This window comes from Brumimicrobium salinarum, assembly GCF_002844555.1.
GTDB lineage: Bacteria > Bacteroidota > Bacteroidia > Flavobacteriales_D > Crocinitomicaceae > Brumimicrobium > Brumimicrobium salinarum.
Genome location: NZ_PJNI01000002.1, coordinates 175,801 through 197,157 on the forward strand (window position 1 = coordinate 175,801; position 21,357 = coordinate 197,157).

A 21,357-nucleotide genomic window follows, 5' to 3' on the forward strand; every position below is an offset into this window, starting at 1 on the left:
GAGACTAAAGTAAAGAGATCTGCGGTACTTCGTTTACTGGTAAATTTGAAATATTCAACATCTATTAAATTAAAAGCTATAATTGTAGCATTGGTAATATGAAAGATAATTTTCAGGATTAATTGGTAAACTTTATGAGCAACAAAAGGAAAGGGGAGAAGAGATAAGGCATAAAATGGAATAAAATATATGCCAATTGTAATAATATCCATCCATATCCCAGCTATAAAGTCAGTAAACCCAACAAATTTAAAAGCTTCCGCATTGGCTATGTAAAAAATTATCCGTGTCAAGCTTAGCATTAATAAAGTAATGGCTAAACGCTTAATTAAGACTATATTTTTCTGAAGTAATGCGGAATACATCGTTATTTTTCGTTTTTTTACCCTTGATAAGATTCCCGAAAATAACAATTTTATTAGCGTCTCTACGCTTTTTAATTAAAAAATAAAGTAAAGGTTTTAGAAACGCTTAATTTTTTGAAAAATTACAGATGCTCCCGCAAATAATTTTCTAAATAAATCAAAATATAGGGTGATAATCAGTAAAACAGACATCATCCAGATTACTAAAATATTAGCGTAAAACGTAGGTATGTAGATTCCGAAAAGATTTTTTCCAGGTGCATAAAAATGGGTTTCAAAAAAGCTATCTCCTCTTGGAACTTTGTAAATAGGATCAGCTTTTTGAATAATTTGATTGTTAACGTATATAACTTTGTCTAAATTGTTTCTATTGGTTGCTAAATCTGATAATGATTCATTGAAGTAGTTGGTTCGTAGATGTTGATATTTTTCAACTCCAATCTGATTGATTCTTTTTGTTCGCCCTTCCATGGCCTCGTTTACTTCAGACATGTAAATATTTTTCAAAATTTTAAAGTAATCAGTCATATTCTTGCTAATCTCTTCATTCCACTCATCATTCTTTAGTGCATCCACACACCCAGAACAAGTGAAATCTAAACTTGGATCATAGAGTTTTTCTTCTTTTTGAATTTCATTAATTAATACCTTTTTGGCCTTTTCAACTTTATCTGAATTCGGTTTCTCATGATAGTTATTAATTAAAACACTTTGTTGATTCCTTAATTCTGGCAGCCAATAATCTCTCTTCCACGAAGCCTCACTCTTTTTTTGATCGATGGTATAAAAAGGAGCTTCATATTTATTCTTCTTATATTGAACTACTGCTAATCCTTCATAAGCCCAACGAGAGGCCATAATATTCCCAATCCAAGGTACACTATTTTCTTTGGATATGGTGGGATGTAACTTATCAAATTGTACAATTACACCACTAAAAAGTAATTGAGGTATAATCATAATGGGAATTAAAATGTAAATTACTTTTGCAGAATTGAAAGTAGAAGAAATATTTAGACCTAAAATATTGGCAAAACAAGAAGTGGAAAATAATATGAGCCAGTACTCAAGCCACATTCCTTTTATTTCGAGTATGTAATTCCCAATGAGAACAAACATTGCTGTTTGGAATGCGGAAATAATAAACATAATTGAAATTTTAGAAAAGATGTAACTCGCACGTGATAAGTTGAGGAATGATTCTCTTTTTAATATCTTTTGGTCTTTTATAATTTCTTCTGCGGCAACTGTTAAACCTAAGAATAAAGCAACAACAACTGCTATAAAAAGAAATTGAGGTAAATTCTCACTGTTTTCAAAGGTATAAGTAGAGTTAGAGTTGGTTGAACCGAAATATTTTACAAAAAATCCGAGAATTAATGCAAGAACAGGTGCCTCAATGGTGTTGAGTAAAACATATTGTTGATTGGTTAGCTTGGATAAAATATCTCTTTTAAAATAGACACTAAATTGCTTAAGTTTATTGGGTATTTTATTAAAAACATTCGGTTTTCCGATAACCCTGTCTGTTTCGTGTTCAATTCTAGCTTGAATATATCGACTATTCCATTCTTCAGGTGTAATCTTACGTTTAGCTGTTAGGTTTCCAAATTCGTCAACAACTTTAGCTTCTATTATGTTGAAAATTTGTTCTGGATTAACATTTCCACAGGTTGGACACTCTCTTTCATCACTATTGGCGTGTTCAATTTCTGTTTTAAAATATACAATACTATCCACAGAGTCACCATAAAATATTGGATATCCACCTTGGTCTAATATCATCAAACGATCAAACATTTTGAAAATATCAGATGAAGGTTGATGAATAACCACAAAGATTAGCTTTCCTTTTAGGGCTAATTCTTTTAGTAAATCCATTATGTTTTCTGAATCTCTTGAACTTAACCCGGAGGTGGGTTCATCAACAAATAAAACGGAAGGTTCACGAATGAGCTCTAAAGCAATATTCAATCTTTTTCTCTGTCCACCTGAAATCGTTTTCTCCAATGGACTTCCCACTTTTAAAGATTGAACCTCATAGAGTCCAATTGACTTTAACAAGGCGATTACTTTTTTAGTAATTTGTTGCTTGTTGAGTGTAGAAAAGCATAGCTGTGCATTGAAATAGAGATTTTCAAAAACTGTTAGTTCTTCAATTAACAAATCATCTTGAGATATAAAACCTATAATTCCTTCAATCTCACTTTTTTCTTTGTGTATGTCTATTCCATTTATTTTTACACTTCCAGAGTAGGGGGAAAGATTTCCATTTAAAACATTAAGCAAGGTAGACTTTCCTGCTCCAGATCCTCCCATAATTCCAACTAATGCTCCGTTGTTTTCAGAGAAATTTACATCATGTAAACCAATTTTATTGTTGGGAAAACGATATTCAACATGTTCGCACTCAAATAATAAATGTTCTTGATTGCCATCATCAAGAAAACGAGTGATGATATCTGAATAGTAAATCGGATTTGATTTTTCCGTTCTAATAGACGATCCAGGATTGAAAACTTGTTGTCGTGATCGGGATATGATTTGACCATTCAAAAAGATTTGTGAGTCACCTACATATTTTAAAAAATAAAGATTTACACTGTCGACTTTTATAAATGCAATTATACCTTCTACATCTTTTCGCTCAACTTGCTTTGCTTTATTAAGGTCGCTATTACTTTCTGGCGTTATATAAAGAATATTTGGATGGTCTTGAATATTGTTCGAATTTAAATCAATAAAATCGAACAATAGATCGTATTCCTCTTTGCTAACATTAAAAGATTCACCAACAGTGTTAACAAATTCAATCTCTTGACTTTCGACATTATCATTCGATTGTATAAACTCAATTATACGTACAAGAACAATAATTTTTTGCTTTTGCGTTAGTTCCTGATTGATTTCAGAGCAAATGCGAAGAATTTTCACAGAGTTTACAGAAGTTCGTTTTTTAACTCCATTTTTTCTCCGCTTAATTCCGTGATGCGTATTCAAATACTCATCAAAGATCTTTAAATATTCCTCTACGAGACTAGCATTTAATTCTTGACCCAAAAAGTTTTTAACCACTTTTCGTCCTCGCGAACTCGTGATCACTTCAACCTCTTCTAAATCAACGACCTCATCAACTCTTGCAATAATAGCAAAAAGCTGCATAAGCGCCCGTAGAATTTTTTCACTCATGTCTCAAAAGTAGTAGTAAATTATTATTTCAAAAACCCAATCATCATGACTATGCAACCAGTTATCTTTTTGTTAGTATCCAATTCAGTTTGCACTTTAACAGGCACTGTAGACTCAATTTTAAAATCCCAATAGGGGTTGTTTAAATGATCTTTGTTGGTAAATAAAATATTATCTTCCATATCGCGAATCGTAAATATTGCGTAATCATCTTTTGTCCCTGCTGAAGCAGCTATTCTGTATACTGTATTACCATAAAGCGTAGTGTTAAACTCAGCTCTCTCATTATCTAAAAATGCGGTGTAAACCTGTCCATCTGAAACAAAAGCTCTACCATCATCAGAATTAACAATGTAGTTTTCTGTTACTCTATAGATAGAGTCACAATCTTGTGCTTGTAGGTTGAATGTCCATATAATTGACAAGAATAATCCAAAAATAATTCCCTTTTTCATTGTTCTAAACGTTTAATTTGATTTTAATGACTTATTAAATTGCCTATGATGCGATTTCTCCTCTAACAGCAGCAATTTTTTCAATAATTTTATTTGCTAACTCTTCAGATATCTCAATGTTCATTTTACTTTTAATAGTAGTTAACTTCAGAGATTTATCTGTTTCTGGTTCTACATACTCATAAGAGGTTTTAATCTCCATAAACAATTCTTTCAAATCATTAAAATGAGTCAAATATTTATCATTTTCTCCATTTGCATTATATTTCTCTAATAATTCAATAATGGTTTCTAATGATTGTTTTTGTTCACCAATACGAGAAAGCAATTCATCGTTTTTACTTTCTTTATATAATTGTGTAGCAAAATACATGCTTTCAAGCCATCCACCAGTAAGAATTAAAGCAGAGGAATTCTTTTGATTATTCTCCTTTAAAAAATTATCGGCTTTTCTGAATCCATCTGTTAAAATAACCAACATACTATCTTCATCATTGCTATTACTTTCAAATCGATTGATGAATGATTTATCAAAAGCTCCAGCAATTCCAATTTTGTTTGCTAAATCTTCAACGACGCTCAAGTAATTAAGAGACTTTGCACTTTGGTCATAAAGTGTTACATATCCTAAATCAGCACCATAAATCCCTAAATTAATTGATTGATCTGTCAGTGAACTGTGATTTTGAGCACTATCTAGGTCGTTCAATAATGATTCGTTAAAAGGTATAGATAATGACTGAATCAATAATGCTGTTTGTATTGGTGATGGTACAGAAAACAGTTTGCCGTCGAAAGTAGTGTTGAAAGATCGATTCGGATCCAACAACGTTTTATCAACTTTTTTCTCTCCTTCCTTATTCACCTCGACCTCATTGTTCCCTTCTTTACAACTACTTAACAGTATGAGAGAGGATAAAATTCCACTAAAAATTATAAATCTTCCTTTATTCATTATATGTAATTAATTATTGCTCAGGCTAAAATACTAAAATAAGATGGTCAAAGCTGAAAAAAATCATTTTTTCCTCATTTTTTTTTAAAACATTCAAATTGTGATAGCTTTGTGAGCAATCAATTTTATTTGAAATTTTAGACATTATGTACAAACGTCCACGTAGAAATAGAAAATCTTCAGCTATCAGAAATATGGTTGAAGAAAACTTTATCGGTATTCAGCATCTCATATACCCACTATTTGTAACGCAAAAAGAAAATGAAGAATCAGCTATTAAATCTATGCCTGGTATCAAAAGATGGGGGAGTCAATCGGTTTTAAAAGAAGTTGAAAGCTGTATTGCTTTAGGGATTAGTAATTTTGTTCTCTTTCCTGTTATTCCGGAAGACAAAAAGTCTAAAAAGGGTGAATATAGCTATGCCGATGATAATTTTTATTTACACGTTGCTAAGGAATTAAAAAAAGAGTTCCCTGATATCAATCTCATGAGTGATGTAGCGCTTGATCCATACAGTACTGATGGACATGATGGAATTGTTGAAAATGGAATTATTCTTAATGATGAGACGCTTCCGGTTTTATCTAAAATGAGTTTGGCTCAAGCACAAGCAGGCTTCGATATAATTGGACCTTCTGATATGATGGATGGCCGAGTGGAAGCAATCAGACAGATCTTAGACAAAAATAATTATACCCAAACCAGTATAATGTCATACAGCGCTAAATATGCAAGTGCATTTTATGGACCTTTTAGAGACGCACTCGATTCCGCACCTAAAGCAGGAGATAAAAAAACGTATCAAATGAATCCCGCTAATAAAAAAGAAGCTTTAATAGAGGCTGAGCTAGACATTGAAGAGGGAGCAGATTTCCTAATGGTAAAACCAGCATTGTCGTATTTGGATGTTATTCAGACTTTAAATGATAACTTTAACTTACCCATCACAGCTTACAATGTGTCAGGGGAGTACGCTATGGTTAAATCTGCAGCTTTACAAGGTTGGTTAGATTATGAATCGACAATGCATGAAGTTCTTTTAAGTATGAGAAGGGCAGGTGCAAGTTCTATACTTACTTATTTTGCAAAAGATTATGCCCAAGTTTTAAAGAAATAAAAAGCTATTTATCAATAACTATTTATATTTACCTAAACTTTATAGGCTGAATTTTGTATTGATTATATAAAAAAATATTCATGAAACTATTAAAACCTCTTATTGTCTTACTGCCATTTTTTTGTGTTCTAAATATTAATGCCCAAAAAGTAACGATTAGTGGAAATATAACTGACAGCGCCAACGGTGAAGATCTTTTTGGCGCTGCTGTTGTTGTTGCTGATATGGAAAACACAGGAGCAAGAACGAATGTTTACGGTTTTTATTCCCTAACCATTCCAGCAGGTCAACATACACTCATCTATCGTTCTTCTGGATATGAGAATAAAACGTTTGAATTAAATTTATCTAAAGATACTTTGATCAACCTTGAACTTACTTTAACTAAAGAAGTACAAGAAATTGAAGAGGTAGAAATAACTTCCAAGCGAACCAACAATAATATTACCTCTGCTCAAATGGAGGTTACCCGGTTAGACCCTCAATCCATTAAAACTATTCCTATCTTGTTTGGTGAACAAGATGTGATGAAAACCTTACAGTTAACACCAGGAATTAAAGGTGGAGGCGAAGGAAGTGCTGGTTTTTATGTGCGTGGTGGTGGTGCAGATCAAAACCTTATTTTATTAGATGAATCTACTGTTTATAACGCCTCTCATTTATTAGGTTTCTTTTCCGTTTTTAATTCAGATGCAATTAAGGATGTTGCATTGTATAAGTCAGGTATTCCTGCTGAGTATGGAGGTAGAGCTTCCTCGGTAATGGATGTAAGAATGAGGGATGGAAATAACAAAAAGTTTGGAGCTTCTGGTGGTATAGGACTTATTTCATCTCGTTTAACCGTTGAAGGTCCAATTGTGAAAGACAAAGGTTCTTTTATTGTATCGGGAAGAAGAAGTTATGCTGATTTATTTTTAGTCTTTGCTGAAGATGAAACTTTAAATAATACGACACTTTTCTTTTATGATTTAAATGCTAAAGCTAATTATAAAATTAACGATAGAAATAGAGTTTACCTTTCTGGTTATTTCGGAAGAGATAAGTTTTCATTGGATGATCAGTTTGGATTTGATTGGGGAAATGCAACAGGAACATTACGGTGGAATCATTTGTTTAATGATAAGCTGTTTGTGAATACCTCCCTTATTTATAGTGCATTTGATTATCGATTTAAAGTGAGTGATGGAAACAATGGTTTTGGAATATTATCACAGATTAGAGATGTTAATCTTAAACAAGATTATAACTATTACTTGAATAATAACAATAGTTTAAAGTTTGGATTTAATGCCATTCACCATACTTTTGAACCCGGAAAACTAGAAGCAGAAGGTGATTTTGGATTTAACGAAATTGATTTAGATAATAAGTATGCAATTGAAATAGGTGCTTATGTACAAAACGAACAAAAAATTGGAGATCGTTGGGCGTTAATGTATGGTTTACGATACTCTGGATTCAATTACATGGGGGAAGGAACTGCTTATGATTTTGATGAAGCTGGTAATGTTCTGAGTACAGAAGCTTACGAATCATGGGAGTCTATTGCTTACTACCAAGGATTTGAACCTCGTTTTTCTGCCAGTTTTATCATCAATGAAAGAAATTCAATAAAAGCAGGATACAACAGAATATTTCAATACATTCATCAGCTATCTAATACTACAACAAGCAGTCCTACTGATGTTTGGGTACCAACATCTAACAATGTAAAACCTCAGATTGGAGATCAAGTTGCGGTGGGATATTACAGAAATTTTAAAAATGATGAATATCAAGTTTCAGTTGAAACATATTATAAATGGTTACAAAATCAAATCGATTACCGACCAAATGCAAATTTACTTTTGAATGGCGAAATTGAGAAGGAATTAGTCTATGGTAAAGGAAGATCTTTTGGGGTTGAGTTTCAGATAAAGAAAACTAAGGGAGATTTTACAGGATGGTTTAATTATACCTTATCACGTGCTTTACGAACTTTTGAAGACATAGATAATGGAGCAGAGTTTTCAGCAAGGCAAGATAGAATTCATGATTTGAATCTCGTGTTGACCTATAATATCAATAAACAATTTGTGGTGAGTACAAGTTTTGTTTATTATACTGGCGATGCTGTTACTTTCCCTAGTTCAATTTATGAAATGGATGGTTATGAAGTGCCTTATGTAGGGAAAAGAAACGGAAACCGTTTTCCTGATTACCATCGTTTAGATCTTGGTTTAACTTATTATATGAAGGAAAGGAAACATTTTGAGCATAACATAAGTTTTTCTATTTACAACGTTTACAATAGGGAAAACGCTTTTTCTGTGAGATTTACAGATAGCTTTGAAGGTAACACGACAGGACAAACACAAGCAGTTCAAACGGCTTTGTTTAAATTAATTCCGTCCATTACTTATAATTTTAAAATTAAATAAAATGAGAAAATTAATTTTTGGGTTAATGGTTTTCCATATCATCTTTTTTACTGCTTGTCAGAAAGTTGTTGATTTACCCGTTACGGATGCTGAACCACAGTTGGTAATTAATGCAAAATACGACGCAATAAAAGAAGAAGTGTGGGTTAAACTCTCAAAGTCTGTTGGTGTATTTTCAACTAGTGACTTTCCTGAAATTACAGGAGCTTCAATTACTATAACGGATGTAAATGGCACAATTACTCCTTTGGTTGATCAAGGAGATGGTACTTATTTATTAGAAAATTACACTCCTATTTATGATAGCGAATATCAGCTTAAAGTCTCAGTTGAAGGAGAGGTCTATGAAGCATCTGATGAACTTCAAAACGTGGTTGCCTTAGATTCGTTAGTTCCTGAATTTCAGGAACAATCTGCTTTTTTCGAATCTGGATATGTAGTTTTTATGCACATTGCAGATCCTGCGGGATCTAATTTTTATCGTGTGATTAGAAAAATCAATGGTGAATACCGCAATAAATCAAATGATCAGTTTCTCTTTGATGATAGTTTTACTGATGGAAATGAACAAAGAGTGCCAATTTTTTCAGAATTTTATCAGGTTGATGACACTGTTCAGGTTGAATTAATCTCTTACAGTGAAAAATCATTTACCTATTTCGACGAATTAGGTGCTATTGCTAACGGCGCTTCATCTTCTGCTGCACCTGCTAATCCAACTTCCTATTGGTCAAATGATTGTTTGGGACATTTTTCTGCCTTCGGCTATGATACCAAAACAATTGTGATTGAAGAATAAAAAAATAGTTTTGTTGATAACTATTAAACAATACTTAATACTATTTTAATGTTAAATGAATTACTTCACTTAATTTTGTAAAAAAAAACAAAAAGTTATGAAGAAATTTTATTTAATGATGCTGTTGTTCATTTCAACAACAGTAATGGGGCAAGCTCCAATAATTACCATGATCATGGATGGTGATTGTTCCGGAGGAAACCCAAAGGTAGTTGAGTTATACGCTCAAGGAACAGTTGACTTTTCAAATTTCAGCTTAGAAAAAAGCTCTAATGGAGGTGCATGGGGAAGCACATTAGATTTATCTCCTTTGGGAACAGTAACTAACGAATTTGTGTACATTCATGCAACTGACCCAACTTTTGCAACTGAGTTTCCAAACGTGACAACAAACATTCTCGCTTCTGGATCCCAAGCGGTTTCATTTAATGGAGATGATGCAATTCGTATTATTGCGACGATTCCAGGAACTGTAGTTGACCAATACGGAGCGGATAATACTGATGGTACAGGAGAACCATGGGAATACAAAGATGGATATGCAAAACGTATTGACAATACAACTCCTTCGGGAGGTTATGTAGTTGGAGATTGGGATTATTTCAACGGAGGATTAAATGGATTAGGTTTGTGTCAAGGTGGTTCAGATTCTTTTGAAACTATTTCAAATGCAGGATCTTATTCTTTAACATCTTCACCTACTTTAAATGCATCTCAAAACCCTGTAACAGGTTTTTTACAATTTACAGGAACTCCATCTCCTGAGCAATCAGTTGATATTTCAGGAATGAATTTAACTGCTGATGCTAATGTTACAGTAAATTCAGGAGATTATGAAATTTCCCTTACTTCAGGTGGAACTTTTGGTGCATCAGTGACGATCCCACAAAGCTCAGGAGTAATTGTACCTACTCCTGTTTATATTCGTTTGAACGGAACAGTAGCAGCTAATCCATCAAATGGAGATCTTTTAGTAACTTCTGCAGGAGCGACTGATTTAACAGTGAATTTGGAAGGTGAAATTTCAGCACCTTCGCCAACCATTACGGCTTCAGAAACAAGTATTTCAGGTTTTTCTCATTTTGTGGGGACACCATCAGATGCTGATTCAGTTAATGTAGAAGGTTTCAATCTGACAGGTGATATAACAGTTACTGCGCCAACTAGCTTTGAAGTAGCGACAGCATTGGCGGGTCCTTACAGCACTACAGTTACTTTAACAAATGTTTCAGGTACTGTTGCTTCTACTAAAGTTTATGTTCGTTTGGATGGTCCTACTTATAACTTGTCTCAATCTGGTAATTTAGTATTATCTACACCGTCAGCTACAGATGTCAATGTTGCATTGTCAGGAGAAACTTTAGATTATCTTACATCAACAATTGGTGCCGTTACAGGCGTAGATGCCAATGGTGTTGGGACATCTATCGGAGACTTTGTAGAAATTACAGGTGTTGTTCATTGTGGTAACTTTAGAAGTTCAGGTTATGAAGTAACTGTAATTGATGGTAGTGGTGATGGAATTACAATGTTCAATTTTGATAATGTAGATGGTTACACAGCAGCTGAAGGTGATGAATTAACGATCGAAGGAGAAGTTAAACAGTACAACGGGTTAATGCAGATTGAACCAGCTTCTATAACTGTGTCTTCTACTGGAAATACATTGCAAACAGCACTTGTGTCTACAGTTCTAGACGAGTCTATTGAAAATAAATACATTAAACTAGAAAATTTAACGTTACCCAACGGAGAAACAAGTTGGCCAAGTAATGGTAATATTGATGTTTTTGATGGAACAAATACTTATGCGGTAAGAGTCCCAAGTGCTTCTCCAATTGCAGGAACTACAACACCAATTGGACCATTCCATTTAACAGGTGTTGGGAAACAATACGACAACAATAGTCCATACGATTCTGGATATCAGTTATTCCCATGTGGAGTTGAAGATTTGTGTAACATTGATATCACTACAACATTGGTGGATGAAACCATTACAGCAAACCAAACAGGTGTTAATTACCAGTGGATTGACTGTGCTGATAACTCTTTCATAGTAGGTGAAACAAATGCTTCATTTACAGCAACTGAAACAGGTGATTATGCAGTGATTTTAACTGACGGACTTTGTGTTGACACATCAGCTTGCGTAAGTGTTTCAATTGTTGGATTGGGACAGGAAGATTTTTCAGGTGTTTCTGTTTATCCAAATCCAGTTAATGATCAGCTGAAGGTTACTAATCAAAACGGAAATATTGATTCAATAGAAATCGTTGCTGTAACAGGAAAAATTGTTTATAATTCAACAATTGCTTCAGATAATTACATTATAAACACTTCAAATTATAATGCAGGTGTTTATTTCGTTAATGTTCGTACAGAAAACAGTACAAAAACATATAAGATTATCAAATAATCTACATTCAAATTAATTTTAAAAGCCTCGACATAAAGTCGGGGCTTTTTTTTATCTATTATCTTTAATAAAACAGATATAGTTTCTATTTTTGAAAAACATGAAAAATAAATTTGAAGTTAGAGTTTTAGGTTCAGGAACATCACAAGGTGTGCCTGTTATTGGATGTAATTGTGAGGTTTGTCGTTCCAATAATCAAAAAGATAAGCGTTTAAGAAGTTCAATATTATTTTCATGGAACAACCAAAATTATGTTATTGATTCAGGTCCTGACTTCAGGCAGCAAATGTTGCGCGAAGACATAACCAGTTTAAGAGCTGTAATTTATACTCATGAACATAAAGACCATGTTGCTGGAATGGATGATGTGCGTGCTTTTAATTTCATAGAAAAAAGAGATATGGAGTTATTCTGCACAGAAGCCGTAGCGACCACGCTAAGGCGAGAGTTTCATTATGCATTTGGCGAAAACTTATATCCAGGTGTGCCGAGAGTAAAAATAAATTTAATAGATAACGCACCTTTTCAGTTACCAGACGGCCCCATTATTACACCCATTTTAGGATATCATTATAAAATGCCTGTTTTTGGATATCGAATAGGAGACTTTGCATATATGACAGACGTAAAAACCATTCCTATTGATGAATTGCGCAAGTTAGAGGGCGTAAAAACTTTAATCCTAGATTGTTTACGAGAAGAGCCTCATATTTCACATCTCAATTTAGAGGAAGCTCTGGATATCATTAATTATCTAAAACCAGATAAAACATATTTAACCCACATATCTCATTTTTTTGGAACTCATGAAGGTATATCAAAAAAATTACCAAATTCTGTTCGTCCTGCGTACGATGGATTAAGAATAGTAATAAGTTAATTGAGTTTCTTTTTGATTGATAGTAACATAATTAACAATTCGCCGTTAAAAAATTTTGCTGTTTTTTATTGAAAAGTCAAAAGACTTGTTAACTTTATCGAAAATATTAAAAATATAATTATGAAAAGAATTATTTTAACAGGATGTCTAGCAGTATCTGCTTTATTTGCAAGTAATGTTAATGCACAAACGTATGCAGAGGTTGAAAAAGCAACAGATGCTACTCCATTTTCAATTGAGACAGTTGTTACAACTGGACAAACAGGAATTAACTGGAATGCTCCAGCATTACGAGGGCGCTATTTTGTTAACGATAACATTGCAGTTCGTTTACAATTAGGTTTAGGTGATGGTTCTGGTAACCCAATGACTGAAAAAAATCGTTATTATGAATTCAATGACGGTACGAAAGGAGGGGAAGGACTCGAAACGATCAAGAGAAGTGCTTTAAATATCCAAATAGGAGGTGAATATCACTTCTTAGGAACGCAAAAATTAGACCCTTACGCATCTTTTGGTGTGAATATTAGTAATGGTAGCCAAAAAACAACTTGGGATAAATTCGATGGATCTACTTATAACGTAGCCTATGAAAGTGTGCAAGAAGGTGGTTACTTTGGAATTGGTGCGCAATTAGGACTAGGTATGGATTTCTACTTTGTAGAAAATGTATACTTAGGCGTTGAATTAGGAGTTGGAATACATTCATTTACACATGATGATAGTGTAGGAGAAACAACAGTTACAATGGGAGGTACTCAAACTACAATGGTTTCAGAAACAGCAGGTTTCAAAGAGTCATTTCTTTCAAACTTTGCATCTTTTCGTCTAGGTTGGAGATTCTAAGCTCGTAATTTTAGATTAATTATTAAGAGGCTGTTATTTTTAACAGCCTCTTTTTTTAATTTTGACGAAAAATATTTGAAATGAAAATTATACCATTTTTAATTTTAGGACTTTTACTTTTTTCAACAGCTTGCAAAAAGAAATTAAGTTCTGAAGAACAATTAAAAGCCGATATTGAAATTATAAAAGATTATTGCAAAGAAAATAATCTTGAGGCAACTGAAACAAAATCTGGTCTTCATTATATTATCGAAGAACAAGGCAATGGAAACCATCCTTTTGCTAATGATAATGTTAGGGTTAGATATAAAGGATACACTACTGATAATAAGGTTTTTGATGAAAGTGATTCAGAAGGAATAACATTCAATCTTCAAAATGTAATTAAAGGATGGACAGAAGGCATACCTAAATTTAAAGAAGGCGGAAAAGGTGTTTTATTGATTCCCTCGAAACTGGCTTATGGCGAGAAAGGAAATTCGTCAATTCCACCAAATACAGTACTTATATTTGATGTAGAACTGTTAACAATTGTTGAATAATTTGAATTTTACTTCATTTGTGTTTATATTGAAAACAAAAAAAGTACAATGAATTATACACCAGAATTATACGAACAAAAATTAGTTGAGTTTTTTGAACGACATGATGAATCTCAAAAGCATTTAGCACCCAAAATTGCGACAAAATTTCCAAAACGTCAAGAGGAGGTTTTTAAACACCTGACAGCAGTTTATGCCGAAAAAGAAGGGAATTTAGATGCTGTAATCAATGAGGAAAGTATAATGGCCGTTCCGCCAAGTCCACACACAGGTGTTGGATAAAAGTGCATTACATAATGTGGAACTTAGGTAGGAGTTAAGCTTCTACCTTTTTTTATTTTCTTTTTTCTAATGAAAAGATACCAAACGTACAAAACCATTGAAGGAAGATTTAGTTTTCGCATACGCATGCAGATAAAAATTGTATCTTAGCAATATGTTTGATGAAGAAAATAATGATGATTGGTTAAATTCAGATTTGAATAAACAATTAGCAGATTTCGAGAGAATGTATTCAACCAAAGAATACACCTTTTTAGATTCAAGTGAAGTTGAATATATTTTAGACCACTTGATGATTACCAATCAATTAAAAAAAGCAAAATGGGCAGCAGAACAGGCCCTTACCCATTTCCCGAATAACGGTTCACTTATAGCGCGCTACGCTCAAATCCTTTCATTTTCAGGTAATATTAACGCAGCGCTTAAACTATTGGTTAATTTAGAACGGTTAGAATCAAATAATATCGATGTTCTTTTATCGATTGCTACTTGTTACAGTCAGTTAAAAGATAACGAACTAGCCATAAAATACTTTGAAAAAGCATTCCAAGCTTCTACGGGTGAAGAGAAGTCTGATATTGCTATTGATTTAGCAATGGAATATGAAAATAAGGATGATTATAACGCGGCCATCAATGTGCTAAAAAAAGCCATAAATACGGGTAAGATTAATGATTTATTGATCTATGAATTAGCACATTGTTATGAAAAGATAAATGATTACGAAAATGCTACAAAGTGTTTTATTGACTATATTGATGAAGAACCATACTCCTATACGACTTGGTATAATTTGGGGAATATCTACGCCAAAATTAATGACGTAGAAAAAGCAATATGGGCGTATGAGTATGCTATTTTAATAAATGATGAATTTATTCCTGCAATATACAACCTTGCCAATGCACATTTAGATGCCAACAATATTGAAGAAGCAGTCAATCATTACAAAAAATGTTTAACCCTTGATAAAGATGATCCTATGGTTTATTGTTCTCTTGGTGAATGTTACGAAGAACTAGAGTCATTTGAAAAAGCCTACCAAATGTATGATAAAAGTACTTCATTACTTCCAAATCTTTCTGATGCTTGGCTGGGAAAAGGAATAATGAGTGATTTAATGGGATTTAAAAAACGTGCTATTGAGGAAATAAGAGTAGCGCTCAATTTATCCAACGATAAAGCAGATGGATGGTGTGCCTTGGGAAATGCTTATGAACATGATGATCAGGAAGAAGAAGCACTCAAGGCTTATGAAAAAGCAATTGAGCTGGCACCAAATGATAAGGAAATTATTATAGATTATCTGTCATTTTTAGCAGGGATTGAGATAAACATGGTTTTTAAGGCAATTGAAGAAAACCCCACATTGGCTGAAAGTTTGATTGCGAAAGTAGTGCTTAGTTACTGTCATTGGATGATTGGAAATCAATCGGAATCTATGATGTTTTTTAACGAAGTACTCGAAAATGATGCTAATTTAGCAAAAAGTTTATTTTTGCATTTTCCAGAAATGAACAAAGTATCATATTTTATTGATCGTTTAGAAGAATTTGAAGAAAATACAGATAATGAAGAATTTTGAATTACCATATATACCTGAACGTCCAGAAAAGCCACGTCAAAAAGGCTTAACGATGATGATGGACAAAGGATTAAGTTTACAACAAACAGAAGATTTTATAGAAGCTAATGGCGGCTTGACGGATGTAGTGAAATTTGGATTTGGGACTGCATTTGTAACGAATCAATTGAAAGAAAAAATTCAGTTGTATAAAAAACATAACATCAGACCTTATTTCGGCGGAACTCTTTTTGAAGCATTCTACGCGAGAGGTATGTTTGAGGATTACTTAAAGCTAATAGATCAATATGATTTAGATTTAGCAGAAATTTCTGATGGTTCAATTATTATACCGCACGATGAGAAATGTGAATTAATTCATCAAATGTCCAAAAAAACTACGGTACTATCTGAGGTTGGTTCAAAGGATTCTGGTATTATTATTTCTCCTAATAAGTGGATACGCATGATGAGCTCTGAGTTAGAAGCTGGATCATGGAAGGTTATTGCAGAGGGAAGAGAGAGTGGAAATGTTGGTGTTTTTAGACCAAACGGAACTGCACATACTTTTTTGATTAATAAAATCATTGCTAAAATTGATCCAAATGATATTTTATGGGAGGCACCAAAGAAGAATCAACAAGTGTGGTTTATTAAGCTATTTGGAGCAAACGTTAATTTAGGAAATATCGCTCCTAATGAAGTAATCCCACTAGAATGCTTAAGAATTGGTTTACGTGGTGACACATTTTTTGAAAATTTACCTGAAGATTTTGCTGAGCGCTTAAAACAAGTGGAATCAGATGAAGAAATAGACGAGGAAGAATAAAAATAAATAACATGGATAATAGTGATTCTCTGCAGCTTTTAAAAACTATAGAAGGACATAGTGGAGCTATTTATGACATTATTCATGCGGAAGGATTCTTGTTTTCAGCCAGTGCTGATCGTTTTGTAGCGCAATGGAACCCCTCCACAGGTGAACAAACTAACTTTGCTGTTCAACTCGAACGTGCATCTTACAATGTTGCATACGCTCCTGAAGATCAATTATTGGTGATTGGGACTAACAATGGTGGTATTCATGTGGTTGATATTAAAAGTCGGGAAGAAAAAAGGCTGCTCAGTCAACATAAATTTGCTGTTTTCTCATTAACTTATTGTCCACATAAAGAAATATTTTACTCAGGAGATAAGGAAGGATATTTATGCGTTTGGAAATCAAAAACTTTTGAATTACTGATTACACTTCCTTTTAATTGTGGAAAAATACGAGACATATCTATAAGCGAAAAGGGAGAATTTATCGCAATTTGTGGACAGGATGGTATTATTAGAATTTTAGAAACTGAATTTTTCAATGTAATCCATGAATTTAAGGCACATAAAGATGGTGTAAATTGTGCGATTTTCAATGAAGAAATTCTCTATACTGGAGGAAAGGATGCGCATATAAAAAAATGGAATTGGAGAAAGGAAGAACTTTTGTTAAATATTCCCGCCCATAACTACGCTGTTTATGACCTAGCTCTTTTGAATAATAAAGAGGTGCTAATTTCTGTAAGTTTCGATAAAAGCATTAAAGTTTGGAATGCAAATGATATTTCAATCAAAGAAAGAGTCGAGTTTAAAAATAAAGGACATCGACATACCGTAAATCGAATTGCCAAAATTGATGATCATAAATTTGCTACAGTTAGCGATGATAGAAAAATCAAAATTTGGTCTTTAATTAATTAGACTTAATGTTTATTCGGTAATTAGTACGCTAAAAATCAATACTATTTTATTGACAAGACCCTTTGGAAAACAACTAGAAATAAGTTTTGTGTTTGCGCATCAGGATGACAAACTCAGAAAAAAAGGGGGGAATGGGTGGATATTTAGATTTTTATTCAATCGGAATAACGAACTCAGCAACTAAATTCGTTATCCCGATTAGATTATTCAGTAGTTAAATCAATTATTCTGCATGTTTTTTAAACTTTTCATACAAATCGATTATAATTTCCCTACACCTTCACGAATCATCTCAGGTTGGTCTCCTGTACAATCAATTACAGTTGAAGCTTCTAGTTTACCAGGCCCGCCATCAATAATCGTATTTACTTTGTCGTCAAATTGTTCATATATTTTGTAAGGATCAATAAAATATTCGAGCATATCATCTTCTGTATTATGAAGCGAGGTCGTTACCAAAGGATTGCCCAAAGCCTCTACTATTTCCAAAACAATATTATTATCAGGTATTTTAATACCCAATTCTGTTCTGGAAGTATCAAAGAGTTTTGTGACTTCATTTGAAGCATTTAAAATATAGGTAAAAGGTCCTGGTAAGGTTCGTTTCATTACTTTAAAGGTAGGTTGTGGAAGATGTTTAACATATTCAGAAACCTGGCTTAAGTTTTTACAAATAATAGAAAATTTAGTTTGTTTTAATTTTTTCCCTTTGAATTTAGCTAACTTTTCAAGCGCTTTTTTATTTTTTAAATCACATCCAATTGCATAAACCGAATCCGTCGGATAAATAATAATTTCACCATTCTTTAAGGCTTTTACAACGTCTTCAATTAATCTTGAATCGATATTTTTTTCATTGATTTCTATTAACATATTTCAAGGTTTTAGAATTACTATTTGGTGTATTAAATTAGTCAAAATTATTGGTTAAAGTCCGTGCAAATTGATAAAAAAAGTAAATTATGCAATAAGGAACTTTAACCTAAAGGGTTTTAATCAAATAATTTTAGTTAGCGTTCAACTTTAAAATTGATTTCTACAGAATAAAAAGTTGTGAAGATTATTTTTAATAATGTCTAAGTCGAATTGTAGTAGCAACATTAGGAGAATTTACCTTTATTTTAGCTTCATTAAAAGAGGGCGGACCAAAAGCTCCCATAACGTTTTGACTCATTCCAACAGCTTCTTGCGGAATTCCAAATAAATTAGTTTCCAGCTTTCCATTATTATTTTCATCATGAATTACACTTATGGCATAATTTCCATATGGAACATCTTCAAGAGTGAATTGAGCTGATTGATTTTTTATTTTAGAAGATAGGAGGTAAGCGGCTTTTTCTGATTCATCAGGAAAACCATTATTATCTTTGAAAATGCTAAGTAGAACCTTTCCATCATTGTTTTTGAATTCTGTTATATTAATTGTAAAGTTTGATTTGGAGCTTTCTTGAGTAAAGGTAATAAATGAAATATTTAAAAAGCATAAAGTAACAAACACGGATAGAAAGACCGAAATTAATGATGGTTGAGAATTTACAGTATTTTTAGTTTTGTGCATTGTTTATTTTTAAGATAACTCTAAAACAGATTTATCAAGATATTGTTCTATCGTCACCTTAATTAATACCGTGTTGAAAATACAACTGCACGTTTGGATAAAAGTTTGGAGTTGTAAATTTCGACTTATAAATTTATTAACCTTGTGGTTTAAATACCTTTCAAGTCTTGATATAAAATGAAAGCATTACCAAAAAAAAAAATCGCTAAAGAAGAACTTTAGCGATTTAATTTATTTATTTCGAAAAACTATTTCTTTTTATTTTTCAGTTTTTCTTGTTGTGCTTTTTGCATTTCCTCTAGACGTTCTTGAAATTTAGATTTACCTTTCTTTTTATCGCCTTTCTTACTTGCGTCTTGCTTCTTCGCCATTTTAGCCTTCAGTTTCTCTTCATTAACGAAAACATTTTTAATTAAAATCATCGTTAGAATAGACATTAATGTGGATATAAAGTAATAGTAACTCAATCCAGAAGCATAATTGTTGAAGAAGAAAATCATCATAATAGGTAAAAAGTACATGATAATTTTCATGTTAGGCATTCCTGGTTGCGATGGTTGCTGCATATTACTACTGTTCAAAATTGTGTAGAACAAAGTTGTAGTTGCCATTAATAGCGTAAACAAACTTACGTGTGCACCATAAAATGGAATGTTAAAACTTAAATCTAAAATAGAATCGTAACTCGATAAGTCTTCAGCCCATAAAAAACCTTCTTGACGCAATGTAAAAGTACTCGGGAAAAACCTAAATACAGCAAATAGAATTGGCATTTGAATAAGCATAGGAATACACCCAGCTAATGGACTTGCACCAGATTCGCGATAAAGCGTCATCATTTCCATTTGCTTTTTCATCGCATCGTCTTTTTCTGGATACTTCTTGTTGATTTCCTCAACTTCCGGTTTTAGAATTCTCATTTTAGCAGATGAAGCATACATTTTCCATTGAATAGGAGTGAGTACCAACTTAACAATAACAGTTAACAACAAAATGGCAATTCCTAAGTTCATACCGAACCCTGCTAACCAAACAAAAAGTGGCTGAATAGCATAGATATTAATCCATCTAAACAATCCCCAACCGTAATTAATAATATCTTCAGTTCCATTTGCGTAAGATTCTAACAAGTCATAGTCATTTGGACCAAAAAACCAATTTATTTCAGCGCTACCGTTAGCTGTATTGGTCATGCCCAAATTAATGGTAGATGTATATGCTTTTATATGTGTAGAATCCTTTTTGGATCCTTCTTCGTAATTAGAAATTTCAAAATGCGTTCCCTCTTTCTTAAAACTTTGTTTGGGCATCATAATAGAGGAGAAGTAACTTTGTTTAAAAGCAACCCAGTCAACATCGGTTTTTGCCGCAAATTCATCATCAGAAAATTCAGATAAATAATCGTATGATCCATTTTTTTCCTTAAAGAAAACTGTAGATATTCTTCTTTGCTCAGATAATAAACGCTCTGTTTTTAAAAGCTCAACATGCCAATCTAAATAAACCTCGTTTGGATTTACCTCAGATTCAAAGCCGTTCATTTTCACTTCATAGTTGATGTGATATTGCTCTGGAGTTATGGTATAGATTTGTTCAATTGATTTTCCTTCTCCAAAACGAGCAATCATTGAAACATAATTTTCTGTTTGTTTTAATACTTCAAAAGCAATGTTAGAGGTATGGATTTCCCTTCCATCAATTTTGAATTTCAAGCCATTAGAGGCGATCTCTTCATCAAATAATTGAAGTGGAGTTATTTCTCCAGTTTCTTCATTTTTTCTAAAATCATCATAATCTTGATGCTCTTTAAGAAACACAGACTTTACACCTCCACCTTTATTGGTTAAAATCACATTTAACTTCTCATTCTCAAGATTAACTGTTTGTTCTTTAACCGATGATGCTTTTTGAATCCCTTCTTTCTTTACAACAGCGCGATTATTTTCCACTGAATTTACAGTATCTTTTTGATCGACAACATTTCCCAAGCTGTCCATTACTTGATTGTCCTCGTTATCTAACAAAGATTCTGGAGCTATCTCATCAGCATTGTTTGCAGTTTCTTCAGCAGCTTTTTTATTTTCTTCTGTCAATTGCTCTTGCTGAGCCATTCGCTCTTTTAACTCTTCTTCAGAAGGTTGATTGTAAAAGGTAAATAAAGCTAAAATAACACCTATTAAACCTAAACCTATTAATGTATTCTTATCCATTTCTTAAATTTTCTA

At 32.8% G+C, this 21,357-nt stretch carries 17 protein-coding genes; 11 read left to right on the forward strand and 6 right to left on the reverse strand.

Annotated elements, in window-relative coordinates:
- Nucleotides 1-461: 461 nt before the first annotated feature.
- Genes CW751_RS03765 through CW751_RS03775 form a run of 3 tightly spaced genes read right to left on the reverse strand, consistent with a single transcriptional unit; the run spans nucleotide 462 to nucleotide 4,964 of the window.
- Nucleotides 462-3,554, reverse strand: coding sequence for an ATP-binding cassette domain-containing protein (locus CW751_RS03765; protein WP_101333668.1), 3,093 nt, complete (start codon nucleotides 3,552-3,554; stop codon nucleotides 462-464).
- 23 nt (nucleotides 3,555-3,577) lie between these two features.
- A complete protein-coding gene (locus CW751_RS03770) occupies nucleotides 3,578-4,009 on the reverse strand; it encodes a hypothetical protein (protein ID WP_101333669.1) in 432 nt (143 codons plus the stop codon).
- Nucleotides 4,010-4,052: 43 nt separating this feature from the next.
- Nucleotides 4,053-4,964: a hypothetical protein gene (locus tag CW751_RS03775; RefSeq protein ID WP_101333670.1), complete on the reverse strand. Its 912-nt coding sequence runs from the start codon at nucleotides 4,962-4,964 to the stop codon at nucleotides 4,053-4,055.
- Between the two features lie 146 nt (nucleotides 4,965-5,110).
- On the opposite strand from CW751_RS03775, the gene hemB reads away from it, so the two are divergent.
- From hemB to CW751_RS03830, 11 genes are all read left to right on the forward strand, one after another.
- A complete protein-coding gene (gene hemB, locus CW751_RS03780) occupies nucleotides 5,111-6,082 on the forward strand; it encodes a porphobilinogen synthase (protein WP_101333671.1) in 972 nt (323 codons plus the stop codon).
- 80 nt (nucleotides 6,083-6,162) lie between these two features.
- Nucleotides 6,163-8,502, forward strand: coding sequence for a TonB-dependent receptor (locus tag CW751_RS03785; protein WP_101333672.1), 2,340 nt, complete (start codon nucleotides 6,163-6,165; stop codon nucleotides 8,500-8,502).
- Nucleotide 8,503: 1 nt separating this feature from the next.
- Nucleotides 8,504-9,301, forward strand: coding sequence for a DUF4249 domain-containing protein (locus CW751_RS03790; RefSeq protein WP_101333673.1), 798 nt, complete (start codon nucleotides 8,504-8,506; stop codon nucleotides 9,299-9,301).
- Nucleotides 9,302-9,398: 97 nt separating this feature from the next.
- Nucleotides 9,399-11,720, forward strand: a complete 2,322-nt coding sequence (locus CW751_RS03795; protein ID WP_101333674.1) for a T9SS type A sorting domain-containing protein — start codon at nucleotides 9,399-9,401, stop codon at nucleotides 11,718-11,720.
- Nucleotides 11,721-11,820: 100 nt separating this feature from the next.
- Complete coding sequence (locus tag CW751_RS03800; protein ID WP_101333675.1) at nucleotides 11,821-12,600, forward strand: MBL fold metallo-hydrolase; 780 nt, start codon at nucleotides 11,821-11,823, stop codon at nucleotides 12,598-12,600.
- Nucleotides 12,601-12,720: 120 nt separating this feature from the next.
- Nucleotides 12,721-13,446, forward strand: a complete 726-nt coding sequence (locus CW751_RS03805; protein WP_101333676.1) for a hypothetical protein — start codon at nucleotides 12,721-12,723, stop codon at nucleotides 13,444-13,446.
- Between the two features lie 80 nt (nucleotides 13,447-13,526).
- Nucleotides 13,527-13,988, forward strand: a complete 462-nt coding sequence (locus CW751_RS03810) for an FKBP-type peptidyl-prolyl cis-trans isomerase (protein WP_101333677.1) — start codon at nucleotides 13,527-13,529, stop codon at nucleotides 13,986-13,988.
- A 48-nt stretch (nucleotides 13,989-14,036) separates the two neighbouring features.
- Complete coding sequence (locus CW751_RS03815) at nucleotides 14,037-14,270, forward strand: hypothetical protein (protein ID WP_101333678.1); 234 nt, start codon at nucleotides 14,037-14,039, stop codon at nucleotides 14,268-14,270.
- A gap of 154 nt (nucleotides 14,271-14,424) precedes the next feature.
- Nucleotides 14,425-15,855 (forward strand): tetratricopeptide repeat protein, encoded by a 1,431-nt coding sequence (locus tag CW751_RS03820; protein WP_101333679.1) that lies wholly within the window; start codon nucleotides 14,425-14,427, stop codon nucleotides 15,853-15,855.
- On the forward strand, nucleotides 15,842-16,663 hold the full coding sequence (locus CW751_RS03825; RefSeq protein WP_101333680.1) for a phosphosulfolactate synthase: 822 nt from the start codon (nucleotides 15,842-15,844) through the stop codon (nucleotides 16,661-16,663). Before CW751_RS03820 ends, CW751_RS03825 begins: the two co-directional genes overlap by 14 nt.
- A gap of 11 nt (nucleotides 16,664-16,674) precedes the next feature.
- The gene (locus CW751_RS03830) at nucleotides 16,675-17,574 is read left to right on the forward strand and encodes a WD40 repeat domain-containing protein (protein WP_101333681.1); all 900 of its coding nucleotides are present in this window, start codon (nucleotides 16,675-16,677) and stop codon (nucleotides 17,572-17,574) included.
- Nucleotides 17,575-17,835: 261 nt separating this feature from the next.
- On the opposite strand, the gene CW751_RS03835 is transcribed toward CW751_RS03830, so the two are convergent.
- The 3 genes from CW751_RS03835 to yidC form a co-directional block, all read right to left on the reverse strand.
- Nucleotides 17,836-18,447: an L-threonylcarbamoyladenylate synthase gene (locus tag CW751_RS03835; RefSeq protein ID WP_101333682.1), complete on the reverse strand. Its 612-nt coding sequence runs from the start codon at nucleotides 18,445-18,447 to the stop codon at nucleotides 17,836-17,838.
- A 193-nt stretch (nucleotides 18,448-18,640) separates the two neighbouring features.
- A complete protein-coding gene (locus CW751_RS03840; RefSeq protein ID WP_101333683.1) occupies nucleotides 18,641-19,132 on the reverse strand; it encodes a DUF2141 domain-containing protein in 492 nt (163 codons plus the stop codon).
- A gap of 248 nt (nucleotides 19,133-19,380) precedes the next feature.
- The gene (gene yidC, locus CW751_RS03845; protein WP_101333684.1) at nucleotides 19,381-21,342 is read right to left on the reverse strand and encodes a membrane protein insertase YidC; all 1,962 of its coding nucleotides are present in this window, start codon (nucleotides 21,340-21,342) and stop codon (nucleotides 19,381-19,383) included.
- Nucleotides 21,343-21,357 lie beyond the last annotated feature (15 nt).

Excerpts from the sequence above, each read along its gene's own strand:
- CW751_RS03765 (WP_101333668.1), bottom strand. The coding sequence starts at position 3,554 with ATGAGTGAAAAAATTCTACGGGCGCTTATGCAGCTTTTTGCTATTATT.
- CW751_RS03770 (WP_101333669.1), bottom strand. The coding sequence starts at position 4,009 with ATGAAAAAGGGAATTATTTTTGGATTATTCTTGTCAATTATATGGACA.
- CW751_RS03775 (WP_101333670.1), bottom strand. The coding sequence starts at position 4,964 with ATGAATAAAGGAAGATTTATAATTTTTAGTGGAATTTTATCCTCTCTC.
- hemB (WP_101333671.1), top strand. The coding sequence starts at position 5,111 with ATGTACAAACGTCCACGTAGAAATAGAAAATCTTCAGCTATCAGAAAT.
- CW751_RS03785 (WP_101333672.1), top strand. The coding sequence starts at position 6,163 with ATGAAACTATTAAAACCTCTTATTGTCTTACTGCCATTTTTTTGTGTT.
- CW751_RS03790 (WP_101333673.1), top strand. The coding sequence starts at position 8,504 with ATGAGAAAATTAATTTTTGGGTTAATGGTTTTCCATATCATCTTTTTT.
- CW751_RS03795 (WP_101333674.1), top strand. The coding sequence starts at position 9,399 with ATGAAGAAATTTTATTTAATGATGCTGTTGTTCATTTCAACAACAGTA.
- CW751_RS03800 (WP_101333675.1), top strand. The coding sequence starts at position 11,821 with ATGAAAAATAAATTTGAAGTTAGAGTTTTAGGTTCAGGAACATCACAA.
- CW751_RS03805 (WP_101333676.1), top strand. The coding sequence starts at position 12,721 with ATGAAAAGAATTATTTTAACAGGATGTCTAGCAGTATCTGCTTTATTT.
- CW751_RS03810 (WP_101333677.1), top strand. The coding sequence starts at position 13,527 with ATGAAAATTATACCATTTTTAATTTTAGGACTTTTACTTTTTTCAACA.
- CW751_RS03815 (WP_101333678.1), top strand. The coding sequence starts at position 14,037 with ATGAATTATACACCAGAATTATACGAACAAAAATTAGTTGAGTTTTTT.
- CW751_RS03820 (WP_101333679.1), top strand. The coding sequence starts at position 14,425 with ATGTTTGATGAAGAAAATAATGATGATTGGTTAAATTCAGATTTGAAT.
- CW751_RS03825 (WP_101333680.1), top strand. The coding sequence starts at position 15,842 with ATGAAGAATTTTGAATTACCATATATACCTGAACGTCCAGAAAAGCCA.
- CW751_RS03830 (WP_101333681.1), top strand. The coding sequence starts at position 16,675 with ATGGATAATAGTGATTCTCTGCAGCTTTTAAAAACTATAGAAGGACAT.
- CW751_RS03835 (WP_101333682.1), bottom strand. The coding sequence starts at position 18,447 with ATGTTAATAGAAATCAATGAAAAAAATATCGATTCAAGATTAATTGAA.
- CW751_RS03840 (WP_101333683.1), bottom strand. The coding sequence starts at position 19,132 with ATGCACAAAACTAAAAATACTGTAAATTCTCAACCATCATTAATTTCG.
- yidC (WP_101333684.1), bottom strand. The coding sequence starts at position 21,342 with ATGGATAAGAATACATTAATAGGTTTAGGTTTAATAGGTGTTATTTTA.